Raw genomic sequence first — 13,843 nt, forward strand, 5'->3', positions numbered from 1 at the left:
TCTCAATCACGCCACCAGCAAGGAGACGAAAGCTAAAAAGGCGAAACCAAACCCGGCCCAGGTAACGCGGGAGGTGGCACAAAAGCGCAGACGCGCCATGCTGTTTTCGAACAGCGCGATAATCAGCACCCCCGCCACCAGCTTGAAGATGGCGACCACCAGCGCCAGCAGCAGGCCTGGCGCGCTAAAACTGGTCATCTGTCCCCACGGGATAAATATGCCGACGAACATCTGCAGCACCACCAGCTGTTTCAGGCTGATGCCCCACTTCAGCATCGCGAAACCGCTGCCGCTGTACTCGGAAAGCGGCCCTTCCTGCAGTTCCTGTTCGGCCTCGGCTAAATCGAACGGCAGTTTGCCCATTTCGATAAAGGTGGCGAAAGCGCAGGCGCACAGCGCCAGGATCAGCGGGATGCTGCGCGCGGCGGGCCAGTGGTAAACGGTATCGGTAATCGCGCTAATATGGGTGGAGCCGGCAACCTGCGCCGCGACCCACAGCCCAAGCAGCAGGATCGGTTCGACCAGCACGCCGAGCATCGCTTCACGACTGCTGCCGATGGCGGTGAACGGACTGCCGGTATCCAGGCCGGAAATGGCGAAGAAGAAGCGGGCGATGGCGAACAGATAGATAAGCGTAATCAGGTCGCCCAGCCCCGGCAGCGGTGAATCTACGGTCACCACCGGCAGCGCGGCGGCGATGGTCAGCATCACGCCAACCATCACAAACGGCGTCAGGCGGAATACCCAGCCGGAAGCGTCCGGGCCCACGCTCTGGCGGCCCAGCAGTTTCAGGATATCCCGATACTCCTGCAGTACGCCCGGCCCGCGGCGGTTATGCAGGCGCGCGCGGGCAACGCGGGTCAGGCCGGACAGCAGCGGCGCGACGGCAAACAGTACCAGCGCCTGTATTAATGCAACGAATAGGTTCACTCTCAGGCTCCTCGCGAAATCACAATCACCACCAGTACCGCCAGTTCGATCAGCGCCACGCCGCGCAGCAAGGCGGGCGCGGCGGCGTTCTGCCAGCCGGGCACCAGCCGTACCGGATTCAACCAGTGACGCAGCTTCAGCAGCGGCGCAAAGGCTTCTTTCACCGGCATGGCGAAGCCGTGGGCGGTGACCACCATCGCTTGTTCATGGTCATAGCCGCAGACCCACGCCGCGCCGCGCGAGCGCGCCGGCAGGCGGTCGCCTTTGAAGAAGATCATCAGCAGGAACGGCAGCAGCGGACAGGCAATCAGCAGAATGGCGATCAGCGGCTGCGACACGACGCTTGTGGCCTGCGCAGGAAACGGAATAACGTGGCCGACCAGCGGCAACAACCATGGCGCCGCCACGCCGCCGATGACGCAGCACGCGGCGGCAAGCATCACGCTTAAGGTCATCAGCCAGGGCGCGCAGGTGGCGTTTTCCGCCTCTTTACTGCGCGGCGCGCCGAGGAAGGTGACGCCGTAGACTTTGGCCATACACATCACCGCCAGCGCCCCGGTAATCGCCAGGCCAACCGCCAGCAGCGGCCCCAGCAGACGGCCGATAAACACCTCGCCGGTGCTCAGCTTGAAGAAGGATTGATAGATAACCCATTCGCCGGCAAAGCCGTTCAGCGGCGGCAGCGCGGCCATCGCCATCAGCCCCACCAGCATGGCGAGTGAAATCAGCGGCATTTTTTTACCGATGCCGCCCAGCTTCTCGATATCGCGATGCCCGGTACGGAACCACACCGCCCCCGCACCAAGGAACAGCGTGGTTTTGAACAGGCTGTGGTTGATCAGGTGGTACATGCCGCCGATAAAGCCCAGCACCATCAGCGCATTATTGCCGGTAGCAATACCGGTGACGAACGCGCCGAGGCCAAGCAGAATAATGCCGATGTTTTCCAGGGTGTGGTAAGCCAGCAGGCGCTGGATATTATGTTCCATCAGCGCGTACAGCCCGCCGATAAAGGCGGTAATCATTCCCAACACCAGCAGCAGCACGCCCCACCACAGCGGTGGCACGCTACCGGCCAGCGACACGGTCAGGATGCCGTACAGACCGACCTTCATCACCACTGTAGAAAACAGCGCGGCGGCCGGGGCGCTGGCGCCCGCATGCGCCTGCGGCGCCCAGCCGTGCAGCGGGATCACCCCGGCGAGCAGGGCAAAACCGAGCAGACCCGGCAGCCACAGCGCCATGTTCTGCGGCGCGCCAGCGGCCAACTGGCTAATCGCCGCCAGATCGAGAGTGCCGTAGAACGACCACACCAGCCAGCAGGTCCACGCCAGCAGCAGGGTACCGAGACGCCCCAGCGCAAACCACAGTTTGCCGGACTGCGCGCAGCCGGTAAGGAACGCGGCGCACAGCGCCATGATTTCCGCCATCACCACCAGGCTGCCGAAGTTAGTCACCACCACCGCGCAGGTGGCGGCAGCCAGCAGCAGGTTAACCAGCAGGCCGTTGGATTTGACCTGCGGATGACGATGCCAGGAAATGTTAAACAGCGAAATCGGCAGCGCCGACAGGCCGATGGCCAGCAGCCACAGAGCGTTAATCCCGCCCACCCGCATCGCCAGATGCAGATACTGCAGCATGCCGCCGTTGATCCGCTCCGGCGCGATCAGCGCCGAGAAGCCGGCGACGATTAACATCGCGCTGGCGACCGCGCCGCCGATCCCGGCAATCGCGCCGCTCAGCGGTTTACGCAAACTAAATAAAAACGCCAGCACCGCGCTGGCGGCATACCAGGCAACCGCCTGATTCACTAATGCAACCACGCTCATTTCACGCCCCCTTGTTGCGCCTGAAACAGCGACAAATCGCCGAGGTCGGTATTAAAGGTCAGTTCGCGCTTACGCTTGCTGGACTTAGCAATGTCGCGAATATCCACCAGCACTAAGGCTTTGGTCGGACAGGTCCGCACGCACGCCGGGCCCTGCTCATCAAAGTGGCAGAGGTCGCATTTCACGGCGATAGCGCGAACGCCAGGCACCCAATCGAGCAGCGAGCTGACGCGGGCCGGAGCCGGCGGCGCGGCGGGCGCCATCGGCGTGTTAGCGTTGGCGGGAATATCCAACGGGCGGCTGCCGGAGAATTCAATCGCGCCGAACGGGCAGGCGATGCCGCACAGTTTGCAGCTCACGCACAGGCTTTCATTCAGCTGTACCGCGCCGTCAACGCGAGTAATGGCGTTGACCGGGCACACCGCGGCGCAAGGCGCGTCTTCACAGTGGTGGCACATCTGCGGCGCAGACTCTTTTTCATTACGCATGACCTGCAGGCGCGGCATACTTTGCAGGCCATACTGGCGGTGCGTCTCGGAACAGGCGGCTTCGCAGGTGCGGCAGCCGATACAGACGCTGGAATCAGCAATTACAAAACGGTTCACCGGGTCATCCTCGGGTGAAAGTCACTTTTGACGAAATCAGGCCGCGCAGGTGTCGGTTTCGACACTTGTCGACACTTCATAATTAATGGACCTGCGCCAGATGGCTTAAATCCACCGGCTGGTCGCGCTCCATGGCCTCATACAGGCGGTCATAGACGGTGGCGATGATCGCCAGGTAGTGTTCCAGCACCGCTTCGCGGGAACGGTTACTGATGCGACCGTCAATTACGCCTTCCGCATCCAGCGTCGCCTGGGCGATCAGCCGTTTGTCATCGCCATTTTTGCTTTCTACGTAATATTCAATGGTGTGGCTGTTAAAGCCTTCCGCCAGCGCGACATATACCTGAAAGTGGCCGAACAGCACGAAGCACAGCTCTTTGTCCGGCGCGCAGCTCATCGCGTGATGCAGACGCGCTTTCGACAGGGTGATGCCCTGAACCAGCGAGTTGCAGTAGGTGTGCCACTGCTCCTGATGCTGGCGGTGACGATCGGCGATGTAGTCCGCCTTTTCACTTAATTCCCAAATTGTCATCCCGGATCCTCCCGTTACATGAGATGCACCGGTTAAGCATTTTCCATGCCAAAGTTTATTTGTTTGAATTTAAAGGAATTATTATAAAACCACGCGCCATCACGACATGTCGATGACAGCCGCACGTCGTCGTCATCGACAGTTCCCCCGCCGTTTATGGTCTCCTGGCATCGTTATTGCATATAGCCGCCATAGTATTAACGGAGGCCAACATGCACGAAATCACGCTAAGCCAGCGGGCGCTGGAAATTATTGAGCAACAGGCGCGGCAAAACGGCGCGCGCCGGGTCACCGGCGTGTGGCTGAAGGTCGGCGCGTTTTCCTGCGTGGAGGCCAGCGCCCTCACCTTCTGTTTTGAACTGGTGTGCCGCGGCACGCTGGCGGAAGGCTGCGCGCTGCACATTGCCGAGCAACAGGCCGAATGCTGGTGTGAACGCTGTCAGCAGTATGTGCATCTTGTCTCTCAGCACGTCCGCCGCTGCCCGCACTGCGATAACGACCAGTTGCAGATCGTGGCGGATGATGGCTTACAGATTCAGCGTTTAGAATTGGAGTAAAAGATTATGTGTACGACATGCGGCTGCGGAGAAGGCAACCTTTATATCGAAGGCGATGAACATAACCCGCACTCGGCGTTTCGCAGCGCCCCCTTTGCCCCCGCCCCGCGCCAGACCATGACCATCACCGGCGTGAAAACCGATAACTTCTCCCCGACCCGCAGCGCGCAAGGCGATCTGCATTACGGCCACGGCGAAGCCGGTACCCACGCGCCGGGCCAGAGCCAGCGGCGGATGCTGGAAGTCGAAATCGACGTGCTGGATAAAAACAACCGCCTGGCGGCGCGCAACCGCGCGCGCTTCGCGGCGAATAACCAACTGGTGCTAAATCTGGTCTCCAGTCCCGGCTCCGGTAAAACCACCCTGCTCACCGAAACCCTGACCCGCCTGAAAGGCATCGTCGACTGCGCGGTCATTGAAGGCGATCAGCAGACGGTCAACGATGCCGCGCGCATCCGCGCCACCGGCACGCCGGCGATTCAGGTCAATACCGGCAAGGGCTGCCATCTCGATGCGCAAATGATTGCCGACGCCTCTGCGCGCCTGCCGGCTGGCGATAACGGCATTCTGTTTATCGAAAACGTCGGTAACCTGGTCTGCCCGGCCAGCTTCGATCTTGGCGAACGCCATAAAGTGGCGGTGTTGTCGGTCACCGAAGGAGAAGATAAACCGCTGAAGTATCCGCATATGTTTGCCGCCGCCAGCCTGATGCTGCTCAACAAAGTCGACCTGCTGCCGTATCTCAACTTTGACGTTGAGAAATGCCTCGCCTGCGCGCGGGAAGTGAATCCGCATATCGAGATTATTTTGCTCTCCGCCACCAGCGGCGAAGGCATGGACCAGTGGCTTAACTGGCTGGAGACGCAGCGATGTGCATAGGCATTCCGGGGCAAATTCGCACGATTGACGGGGTGATGGCGAAGGTGGAAGTGTGCGGCATTCAGCGCGAAGTCGATCTGACCCTGGTCGGCGCCGTCGATGAACAGGGCCAGCCGCGCATCGGCCAGTGGGTGCTGGTCCACGTCGGGTTCGCCATGAGCGTGATTAACGAAGCCGAAGCGCGCGATACCCTCGACGCGCTGCAAAACATGTTCGAGGTGGAACCGGACGTCGGCGCGCTGCTATACGGCGAGGAGCGATAATGCGTTTTGTTGATGAATACCGCGCGCCGGAGCAGGTGCTGCAGCTGGTCGAACATCTGCAGCAGCGCGCCCGGCTGCTGGACTACAGTGAAGCCCGCCCGCTGCGGATGATGGAGGTCTGCGGCGGCCATACCCACGCCATCTTCAAATTCGGCCTCGACCAGCTATTACCGAACAATATTGAATTTATTCACGGCCCCGGCTGCCCGGTGTGCGTTCTGCCGATGGGCCGCATTGATGCGTGTATCGAGATAGCCAGCCGTCCGGGGGTGATTTTCTGCACCTTTGGCGATGCGATGCGCGTGCCGGGAAAAAACGGGTCGCTGCTGCAGGCAAAGAGTCGCGGCGCCGATGTGCGAATCGTTTACTCGCCGATGGACGCCCTGCGGCTGGCGCAGCAGAATCCGCAGCGCGAGGTAGTTTTTTTTGGTCTCGGTTTCGAAACCACCATGCCCGCCACCGCGCTGACGCTGCGTCAGGCCCGCGAGCGCAACGTCGACAACTTCTACTTTTTCTGTCAGCACATCACCTTGCTGCCAACGCTGCGCAGCCTGCTGGACCAGCCGGACAACGGTATCGATGCGTTTCTCGCCCCCGGCCACGTCAGTATGGTGATTGGCACCGACGCCTACGGTTTCATCGCCAGCGACTATCATCGGCCATTAGTCGTTGCTGGATTTGAACCAGTTGATCTACTGCAAGGCGTGATCATGCTGGTTGAGCAGAAAATAGCGCAGCGCAGTCAGGTAGAGAATCAGTACCGTCGCGTGGTGCCGGATGCCGGTAACGCGCTGGCGCAGGCGGCAATCGCCGAAGTCTTTTGCCTGAGCGGCGATAGCGAATGGCGCGGCCTGGGGACGATCAACGATTCCGGCGTTTGCCTGACGCCAGATTATCAACGCTTTGACGCCGAGGCCCATTTCCGCCCGGCGCCGCAGCGCGTTTGCGATGACCCGCGCGCCCGCTGCGGTGAAGTGCTGACCGGGCGTTGTAAACCACACCAGTGTCCGCTGTTTGGCCGCGTCTGCAATCCGCAGAGCGCCTTTGGCGCGCTGATGGTCTCCTCAGAGGGCGCCTGCGCCGCCTGGTATCAATATCGCAGTCAGGAAAATAAAGCATGAAAAGCATTCAGTTAGCTCACGGTAGCGGCGGTCAGGCAATGCAGCAACTCATTGGCGAGCTGTTTATGCAGGCCTTCGCCAACCCCTGGCTGGCCGAACAGGAAGATCAGGCGCGTTTAGATCTCGCCGGGCTTGCCGCCCAGGGCGATCGGCTGGCCTTCTCAACGGACAGCTACGTCATTGACCCGCTGTTTTTCCCCGGCGGCGATATCGGCAAGCTGGCGGTCTGCGGCACCGCCAACGACGTGGCGGTCAGCGGCGCCCTGCCGCGCTATCTCTCCTGCGGGTTTATCCTCGAAGAGGGGCTGGAGATGGCGACGCTGGAAGCGGTGGTGCGCAGTATGGCAACTACCGCTCAGCAGGCCGGGATTGCCATTGTGACCGGCGATACCAAAGTGGTGCCGCGCGGCGCCGCGGATAAATTATTCATCAATACCGCCGGTATTGGCGCCATCCCCGGCGATATTCACTGGGGAGCGCAGCAGATTAGCGCCGGCGATGTGCTGCTGGTCAGCGGCACGCTCGGCGATCACGGCGCCACCATTCTTAACCTGCGCGAACAGCTGGGGCTGGACGGCGCGTTATCCAGCGACTGCGCAGTGCTGACGCCGCTTATCCAGACCCTGCGCGAGATTCCGGGCATTAAAGCGCTACGCGACGCCACCCGCGGCGGCGTCAACGCGGTGGCGCACGAGTTCGCCGCCGCCAGCGGCTGCGGTATCGAACTGCATGAAGCGAAGCTGCCGGTCAACGATACGGTGCGCGGCGTCTGCGAACTGCTGGGGCTGGACGCCCTGAATTTCGCCAACGAAGGTAAACTGGTGATTGCCGTCGCCAGAGAAGCCGCGCCGCGCGTACTTGAGCATTTACGGTCTCACCCGCTCGGACAGAATGCCGCGATAATTGGCGACGTTGTCGAGCGGGCCGGCGTGCGCTCTGTCGGGTTATATGGCGTTAAACGGACGCTCGATCTTCCCCACGCCGAACCGCTGCCGAGAATTTGCTAACGACTGAACGGGCCCGGAAGGTGGCAGTCGCCATATCGGGGCGACCTCAACGGCGGCAACAATTGTTTTATTAACAGACTATTATTTGATTCATCTCTTTATTCTGCGCCGCGCTGCGGCGCTTTTTGGACTTAAGCAATGTCGTATACACCAATGGGCGATCTCGGGCAGCAGGGTCTGTTTGATATCACCCGTATTTTATTACAGCAGCCCGATCTGGCCGCGCTGAGCGAAACGCTAACCCGTCTGGTGCAGCAATCCGCGCTTGCCGACCGGGCGGCGATTATCTTGTGGAACCACGGCAACCATCGCGCCGCCAGGTACGCCTGCGACGACGCCGGGCAGCCGGCAAGCTACGAAGATGAAACCGTACTGGCGCACGGCCCGGTACGCCGCCTGCTGTCGCGCCCCGACGCGCTACATTGCGACAACGCGACCTTCGCCGAAACCTGGCCGCAGCTGGCCGCCAGCGGCATTTACCCGGAATTCGGCTACTACTGCCTGCTGCCGCTGGCGGCGGAAGGCCGCATCTTCGGCGGTTGTGAGTTCATCCGCGACGACAACCGGCCATGGAGCGAAAAAGAGTACCAGCGCCTGCATACTTTCGCGCAGATTGTCGCCGTCGTGACCGAGCAGATCCAAAGCCGGGTCAGCAACAACGTCGATTACGACCTGCTGTGCCACGAGCGCGATAACTTCCGCATCCTGGTGGCCATCACCAACGCCGTCCTGTCGCGCCTCGATATTGACGAGCTGGTCAGCGAGGTGGCGAAAGAGATCCACCGCTATTTCCGCATCGACGCCATCAGCGTGGTGCTGCGCAGCAACCGCAAAGGCAAGCTCAACATCTACTCTACCCACTATCTCGACGCCAGCCATCCGGTCCACGACCAAAGCGAAGTCGATGAAGCCGGCACGCTAACCGAGCGGGTGTTTAAGAGCAAAGAGATGCTGTTACTCAATCTGCATGAGCACGACTCGCTGGCGCCGTATGAAAAAATGCTCTTCGAGATGTGGGATAACCAGATCCAGACCCTGTGCCTGTTGCCGCTCATGTCCGGCAATACGCTGCTCGGGGTGCTGAAGCTGGCGCAGTGCGATGAGCAGGTGTTTACCACTACCAACCTTAAACTGCTGCGGCAAATCGCCGAGCGCGTATCGATAGCTATCGATAACGCCCTCGCCTATCGCGAGATCCAGCGGCTGAAAGAACGGCTGGTGGATGAAAACCTGGCGCTCACCGAACAGCTCAACAACGTCGAAAGCGAGTTCGGCGAAATCATCGGTCGCAGCGAAGCGATGCACAGCGTGCTTAAACAGGTGGAGATGGTGGCGCAGAGCGACAGTACGGTGCTGATCCTCGGTGAAACCGGCACCGGTAAGGAACTGATTGCCCGCGCTATTCATAACCTGAGCGAGCGCAACGGCCGACGGATGGTGAAAATGAACTGCGCGGCGATGCCCGCGGGCCTGCTGGAAAGCGATCTGTTCGGCCACGAGCGCGGCGCTTTTACCGGCGCCAGCGCCCAGCGCATCGGCCGTTTCGAACTAGCGGACAAAAGCTCGCTGTTCCTCGATGAGGTCGGCGATATGCCGCTGGAACTGCAGCCGAAGCTGCTGCGCGTTCTCCAGGAGCAGGAATTCGAACGCCTGGGCAGTAATAAACTGATTCAGACCGATGTACGGCTGATCGCCGCCACCAACCGCGATCTCAAACAGATGGTTATCGATCGTGAATTCCGCAGCGATCTTTACTATCGGCTCAATGTGTTCCCGATCCACCTGCCGCCGCTGCGCGAACGCCCGGATGATATTCCACTGCTGGTGAAAGCATTCACTTTCAAAATCGCCCGCCGTCTGGGGCGCAACATCGACAGTATTCCCGCGGAGACCCTACGCACGCTTTCGCGCATGGAGTGGCCGGGCAACGTGCGCGAGCTGGAAAACGTCGTCGAGCGCGCGGTGTTGCTAACCCGCGGCAACGTACTGCAACTGTCGCTGCCGGAAATGCATATTGAACAGGAGACGCTGGCGCCGGAAGTGCTGCCGGAGGAAGGCGAAGATGAATATCAGCTGATCGTCCGGGTACTGAAAGAGAGCAACGGCGTGGTGGCCGGGCCAAAAGGCGCCGCCCAGCGCCTGGGGCTCAAGCGCACGACGCTGCTGTCGCGAATGAAGCGTTTAGGCATTAATAAGGATCGGTTATTCTAGCCCGGCGATATGTCTCTCATAGCGTGGAGATTCTCCCGGAGGCGGCGCATTGCGCCTTCTCCGGGCTACCAAATCGCGCGGGACCGTAGGTCGGATAAGCGTAGCGCCATCCGACAAAATAACGGCGCGAGCAATCGAATACGGGGCCGCCCCTGAGTTAATCCCCTTAACAATCCCTTCTCAGCCTAATCATTACCCCAACATCTAAATAAGAATTATTTTCATTTATAAATAGCTTGTGCTATATAACATAGCAAAGGCTATAAACGATGATTAATTAATCGCAATACCGTGAGGGATCCTATGACGCATCTGCCGCCGTTCAAGTGCCTGTTGTTCTCCGCCGCATTAGCGCTGCTTGCCATCGCCCCCGCTCAGGCGCAAGAAAAATTTAAAGTCATTACCACCTTCACCGTGATCGCCGATATGGCGCAGAACGTCGCCGGCGACGCCGCCGATGTCAGCTCAATCACCAAGCCGGGCGCGGAAATTCACGAATATCAACCGACGCCGGGCGATATCAAACGCGCGCAGGGGGCGAAGCTTATTCTCGCCAACGGTCTCAACCTCGAACTGTGGTTCGCCCGTTTTTATCAGCACCTGAACGGCGTACCGGAAGTCGTGGTCAGCAACGGTATTCAGCCGATGGGTATCAGCGATGGCCCCTACAACGGCAAACCTAATCCGCACGCCTGGATGTCGGCGGATAATGCGCTGATTTACGTCGATAACATTCGCGATGCGCTGGTGAAATACGATCCCGTCAATGCCGACACCTATCGCCGTAACGCCGAGGCCTACAAAGAGAAGATCCGCCAGACTATGGCGCCGCTGAAGGCCGAACTGGCGAAACTGCCGGCGGACAAACGCTGGCTGGTCACCAGCGAAGGCGCATTCTCCTATCTGGCGCGCGATAACGGCCTGCAGGAGCGTTATCTGTGGCCGATTAACGCCGACCAGCAGGGCACGCCGCAGCAGGTGCGTAAAACCATCGACACCATGAAGAAGGAGCATATCCCGACCATCTTCAGTGAAAGCACCATCTCCGACAAACCGGCGCGACAGGTCGCCCGTGAAGCCGGCGCCCACTATGGCGGCGTACTGTATGTTGACTCGCTAAGCGCCGCCGACGGCCCGGTGCCGACCTATCTTGACCTGCTGCGCGTCACCACCGAAACCATCGTCAAAGGGATCAACGATGGCCTGAGGAAACAGTCATGATTGCGCCACAAGCGGGACTTATCGTTGACCAGGTCACGGTGACCTATCGCAACGGCCACACCGCTCTGCGCGATGCCTCGTTCAGCGTACCGCGCGGATCGATTGCCGCGCTGGTGGGGGTCAACGGCTCCGGTAAATCGACGTTGTTCAAAGCGCTGATGGGCTTCGTGCGCGTCGGCCACGGCGATATCGCCATTCTCGGCCAGCCGGTCAACCGCGCGCTTCGGCAAAATCTTGTTGCCTACGTACCGCAATCGGAAGAGGTGGACTGGTCTTTTCCGGTGCTGGTGGAAGATGTAGTAATGATGGGCCGCTATGGCCATATGGGCTGGCTGCGGCGGGCGAAGCCCCGCGACCGGCAGATTGTTGATGCCGCGCTGGCCCGCGTAGGGATGAGCGAATACCGCAAAAGACAAATTGGCGAGCTCTCCGGCGGGCAGAAAAAGCGCGTGTTCCTCGCCCGCGCCATTGCTCAGGAAGGCAAAGTGATCCTGCTCGATGAGCCGTTTACCGGCGTCGATGTGCAGACCGAGGCGCGGATCATTGCCCTGCTGCGAGAACTGCGCGACGAAGGCTGTACCATGCTGGTTTCTACCCATAACCTCGGTTCAGTCAGCGAATTTTGCGATTACACGGTGATGGTGAAAGGCACCGTGCTGGCCAGCGGCCCGACGGAGACCACCTTCACCGCCGAGAACCTGGAGCTGGCCTTCAGCGGCGTGTTGCGTCACGTCACGCTCACCGGCGCGGAAGAGCGCATTATTACCGACGATGAGCGGCCGTTTATCAGCCATCGCGCGGCGGGGGGCCAACGATGAGCTGGCTGCTGGAGCCGTTTGGCTATCAATACATGCTCAACGCGATGTGGGTCTCGGCATTAGTCGGCGGCGTCTGCGCCTTTCTCTCCTGCTACCTGATGCTCAAAGGCTGGTCGCTGATTGGCGACGCCCTCTCCCACTCGATCGTTCCCGGCGTCGCCGGCGCTTATATGCTCGGCCTGCCCTTTGCGCTGGGCGCGTTTCTCTCCGGCGGCCTGGCGGCAGGCAGCATGCTGTTTCTTAACCAGCGTTCGCGGCTTAAAGAGGACGCCATCATCGGGCTGATTTTCTCCTCGTTTTTCGGCATCGGTCTGTTTATGGTGTCGCTGAATCCGACCTCGGTGAACATTCAAACTATTATTCTCGGCAATATTCTCGCCATCGCTCCGGAGGATATTATCCAGCTGGCGGCGATTGGCTTTATTTCAATGGCGATCCTGTTGCTGAAGTGGAAAGACCTGATGGTCACCTTCTTCGATGAGAACCATGCCCGCTCGATTGGCCTTAACACCAGCGGCCTGAAGCTGCTGTTTTTCACCCTGCTGGCCGCCTGCACCGTGGCGGCGCTGCAAACCGTCGGCGCGTTTCTGGTCATCTGTCTGGTCGTGACGCCCGGCGCCACCGCCTGGCTGTTAACCGACCGCTTCCCGCGTCTGCTGGCCATTGCCGTCGCTATCGGCAGCCTGACCAGCTTCTTCGGCGCATGGCTGAGCTACTACCTTGATGGCGCCACCGGCGGCATCATCGTGGTGGCGCAGACGCTGCTGTTCTTAGCTACCTTTGTCTTCGCGCCGAAGCACGGCCTGCTGGCCAACCGCCGCCGCGCCAGGGAGGCCTCATGCTAACGATGCTGCTTGAACCATTACAGTTCCCGTTTATGGTCAACGCGATGCTGGTGGCGACGATCGTCGCCGTCCCCTGTGCGCTGCTGTCGGTATTTCTGGTATTAAAAGGCTGGGCGCTGATGGGCGATGCCATGAGCCACGCGGTGTTTCCCGGCGTGGTGGTGGCCTACATTATCGGTATCCCCTTCGCCATCGGCGCGTTTATTGCCGGCTTATTCTGCGCCGTCGCCACCGGTTTTCTCGACGATAACAGCCGCATCAAGCGCGATACCATTATGGGGATCGTCTTCTCGGGGATGTTCGGCGCCGGGCTGGTGCTGTACGTGGCGATTCAATCCGAGGTCCATCTCGACCATATTCTGTTTGGCGATATGCTGGGGATATCCACCAGCGATATCGGGCAAACGGCGGTGATTGCGCTGGCGATTGCGCTGATTATCGGGCTAAAGTGGCGCGATTTTTTACTGCACGCCTTTGATCCGAACCAGGCCAAAGCCAGCGGCCTGCGCTGCGGGCTGCTGCATTATGGTCTGCTGTGCATGATCGCGCTGACTATCGTCGCGACGTTAAAGTCGGTGGGGATTATTCTGTCGATTTCGCTGCTGATAGCACCCGGCGCTATCGCCCTGCTGCTGACGCGGCGCTTTGTCAGCGCATTATTGCTGGCAACGGTAATCGCCGTGGGCTGTTCGCTGGCGGGCGTCTGGCTGTCGTTTTATCTCGATAGCGCCCCGGCGCCAACCATCGTGGTGCTATTTACCGCGCTGTTCGTGCTGGCCTTTGTCGCCAGTACGGTCCGTGACGGTCAGAAACAGAGGGCGTCAGCAACGCTCCCCGGTGGCGGTTAACGCCAGCGCGAGCAGGGAGAATTGTCGGATGGCGCTACGCTTATCCGACCTACAGTCCGTGCGGCCTGCCTTTAATTTATTCACCATGCTGGCTGAAACTGCCGGTGCTGGCGATCTCAAAACCCCCGGTGGCGCTGCCGCTTACCGGGGCTACAGCGCTTTGCGATTTGGTAGCCC

At 60.2% G+C, this 13,843-nt stretch carries 14 protein-coding genes; 10 read left to right on the top strand and 4 right to left on the bottom strand.

Annotated features, from left to right (window positions below; all coding sequences use genetic code 11):
- Positions 1-6: 6 nt before the first annotated feature.
- The 4 genes from ABLU78_RS12825 to hycA form a co-directional block, all read right to left on the bottom strand.
- Positions 7-930 (bottom strand): respiratory chain complex I subunit 1 family protein, encoded by a 924-nt coding sequence (locus ABLU78_RS12825; RefSeq protein WP_045412503.1) that lies wholly within the window; start codon positions 928-930, stop codon positions 7-9.
- Positions 931-932: 2 nt separating this feature from the next.
- Entirely contained in the window at positions 933-2,759 is a 1,827-nt protein-coding gene (hycC, locus tag ABLU78_RS12830) for a formate hydrogenlyase subunit 3 (RefSeq protein WP_045412506.1), read from the bottom strand.
- Entirely contained in the window at positions 2,756-3,364 is a 609-nt protein-coding gene (locus tag ABLU78_RS12835; RefSeq protein ID WP_015370025.1) for a 4Fe-4S dicluster domain-containing protein, read from the bottom strand. The genes hycC and ABLU78_RS12835 overlap by 4 nt, the downstream gene beginning before the upstream one ends.
- A gap of 82 nt (positions 3,365-3,446) precedes the next feature.
- Entirely contained in the window at positions 3,447-3,896 is a 450-nt protein-coding gene (hycA, locus tag ABLU78_RS12840; RefSeq protein ID WP_015370024.1) for a formate hydrogenlyase regulator HycA, read from the bottom strand.
- 212 nt (positions 3,897-4,108) lie between these two features.
- On the opposite strand from hycA, the gene hypA reads away from it, so the two are divergent.
- From hypA to ABLU78_RS12890, 10 genes are all read left to right on the top strand, one after another.
- Positions 4,109-4,453 carry a hydrogenase maturation nickel metallochaperone HypA gene (hypA, locus tag ABLU78_RS12845; protein ID WP_015370023.1) on the top strand — a complete coding sequence of 115 codons (345 nt, stop codon included), beginning with the start codon at positions 4,109-4,111 and terminating at the stop codon, positions 4,451-4,453.
- 6 nt (positions 4,454-4,459) lie between these two features.
- Positions 4,460-5,332, top strand: a complete 873-nt coding sequence (gene hypB / locus ABLU78_RS12850; protein ID WP_015370022.1) for a hydrogenase nickel incorporation protein HypB — start codon at positions 4,460-4,462, stop codon at positions 5,330-5,332.
- Complete coding sequence (locus tag ABLU78_RS12855; protein ID WP_015370021.1) at positions 5,323-5,595, top strand: HypC/HybG/HupF family hydrogenase formation chaperone; 273 nt, start codon at positions 5,323-5,325, stop codon at positions 5,593-5,595. Before hypB ends, ABLU78_RS12855 begins: the two co-directional genes overlap by 10 nt.
- Positions 5,595-6,716, top strand: a complete 1,122-nt coding sequence (gene hypD / locus ABLU78_RS12860; RefSeq protein ID WP_020078097.1) for a hydrogenase formation protein HypD — start codon at positions 5,595-5,597, stop codon at positions 6,714-6,716. The genes ABLU78_RS12855 and hypD overlap by 1 nt, the downstream gene beginning before the upstream one ends.
- Positions 6,713-7,723, top strand: coding sequence for a hydrogenase expression/formation protein HypE (gene hypE, locus ABLU78_RS12865; protein WP_045412509.1), 1,011 nt, complete (start codon positions 6,713-6,715; stop codon positions 7,721-7,723). Before hypD ends, hypE begins: the two co-directional genes overlap by 4 nt.
- 138 nt (positions 7,724-7,861) lie before the next feature.
- Complete coding sequence (gene flhA, locus ABLU78_RS12870; protein WP_047466333.1) at positions 7,862-9,934, top strand: formate hydrogenlyase transcriptional activator FlhA; 2,073 nt, start codon at positions 7,862-7,864, stop codon at positions 9,932-9,934.
- A 303-nt stretch (positions 9,935-10,237) separates the two neighbouring features.
- Positions 10,238-11,155, top strand: a complete 918-nt coding sequence (locus ABLU78_RS12875) for a metal ABC transporter substrate-binding protein (RefSeq protein ID WP_015370017.1) — start codon at positions 10,238-10,240, stop codon at positions 11,153-11,155.
- Positions 11,152-11,973: a manganese/iron ABC transporter ATP-binding protein gene (locus tag ABLU78_RS12880; protein ID WP_020078093.1), complete on the top strand. Its 822-nt coding sequence runs from the start codon at positions 11,152-11,154 to the stop codon at positions 11,971-11,973. Before ABLU78_RS12875 ends, ABLU78_RS12880 begins: the two co-directional genes overlap by 4 nt.
- On the top strand, positions 11,970-12,818 hold the full coding sequence (sitC, locus tag ABLU78_RS12885; protein ID WP_015370015.1) for an iron/manganese ABC transporter permease subunit SitC: 849 nt from the start codon (positions 11,970-11,972) through the stop codon (positions 12,816-12,818). Before ABLU78_RS12880 ends, sitC begins: the two co-directional genes overlap by 4 nt.
- Entirely contained in the window at positions 12,812-13,666 is an 855-nt protein-coding gene (locus tag ABLU78_RS12890; RefSeq protein ID WP_015703270.1) for a metal ABC transporter permease, read from the top strand. Before sitC ends, ABLU78_RS12890 begins: the two co-directional genes overlap by 7 nt.
- Positions 13,667-13,843: the final 177 nt, after the last annotated feature.

The sequence above is a fragment of the Klebsiella sp. JN_Kp122 genome (genome assembly GCF_040062085.1).
Classification (GTDB): Bacteria; Pseudomonadota; Gammaproteobacteria; order Enterobacterales; family Enterobacteriaceae; genus Klebsiella; species Klebsiella aerogenes.

What these genes read in the sequence shown, in the direction of transcription:
- hycC (WP_045412506.1), bottom strand. Translation starts at nt 2,759, where the DNA reads ATGAGCGTGGTTGCATTAGTGAATCAGGCGGTTGCCTGGTATGCCGCC.
- hycA (WP_015370024.1), bottom strand. Translation starts at nt 3,896, where the DNA reads ATGACAATTTGGGAATTAAGTGAAAAGGCGGACTACATCGCCGATCGT.
- hypA (WP_015370023.1), top strand. Translation starts at nt 4,109, where the DNA reads ATGCACGAAATCACGCTAAGCCAGCGGGCGCTGGAAATTATTGAGCAA.
- hypB (WP_015370022.1), top strand. Translation starts at nt 4,460, where the DNA reads ATGTGTACGACATGCGGCTGCGGAGAAGGCAACCTTTATATCGAAGGC.
- ABLU78_RS12855 (WP_015370021.1), top strand. Translation starts at nt 5,323, where the DNA reads ATGTGCATAGGCATTCCGGGGCAAATTCGCACGATTGACGGGGTGATG.
- hypD (WP_020078097.1), top strand. Translation starts at nt 5,595, where the DNA reads ATGCGTTTTGTTGATGAATACCGCGCGCCGGAGCAGGTGCTGCAGCTG.
- hypE (WP_045412509.1), top strand. Translation starts at nt 6,713, where the DNA reads ATGAAAAGCATTCAGTTAGCTCACGGTAGCGGCGGTCAGGCAATGCAG.
- flhA (WP_047466333.1), top strand. Translation starts at nt 7,862, where the DNA reads ATGTCGTATACACCAATGGGCGATCTCGGGCAGCAGGGTCTGTTTGAT.
- ABLU78_RS12875 (WP_015370017.1), top strand. Translation starts at nt 10,238, where the DNA reads ATGACGCATCTGCCGCCGTTCAAGTGCCTGTTGTTCTCCGCCGCATTA.
- ABLU78_RS12880 (WP_020078093.1), top strand. Translation starts at nt 11,152, where the DNA reads ATGATTGCGCCACAAGCGGGACTTATCGTTGACCAGGTCACGGTGACC.
- sitC (WP_015370015.1), top strand. Translation starts at nt 11,970, where the DNA reads ATGAGCTGGCTGCTGGAGCCGTTTGGCTATCAATACATGCTCAACGCG.
- ABLU78_RS12890 (WP_015703270.1), top strand. Translation starts at nt 12,812, where the DNA reads ATGCTAACGATGCTGCTTGAACCATTACAGTTCCCGTTTATGGTCAAC.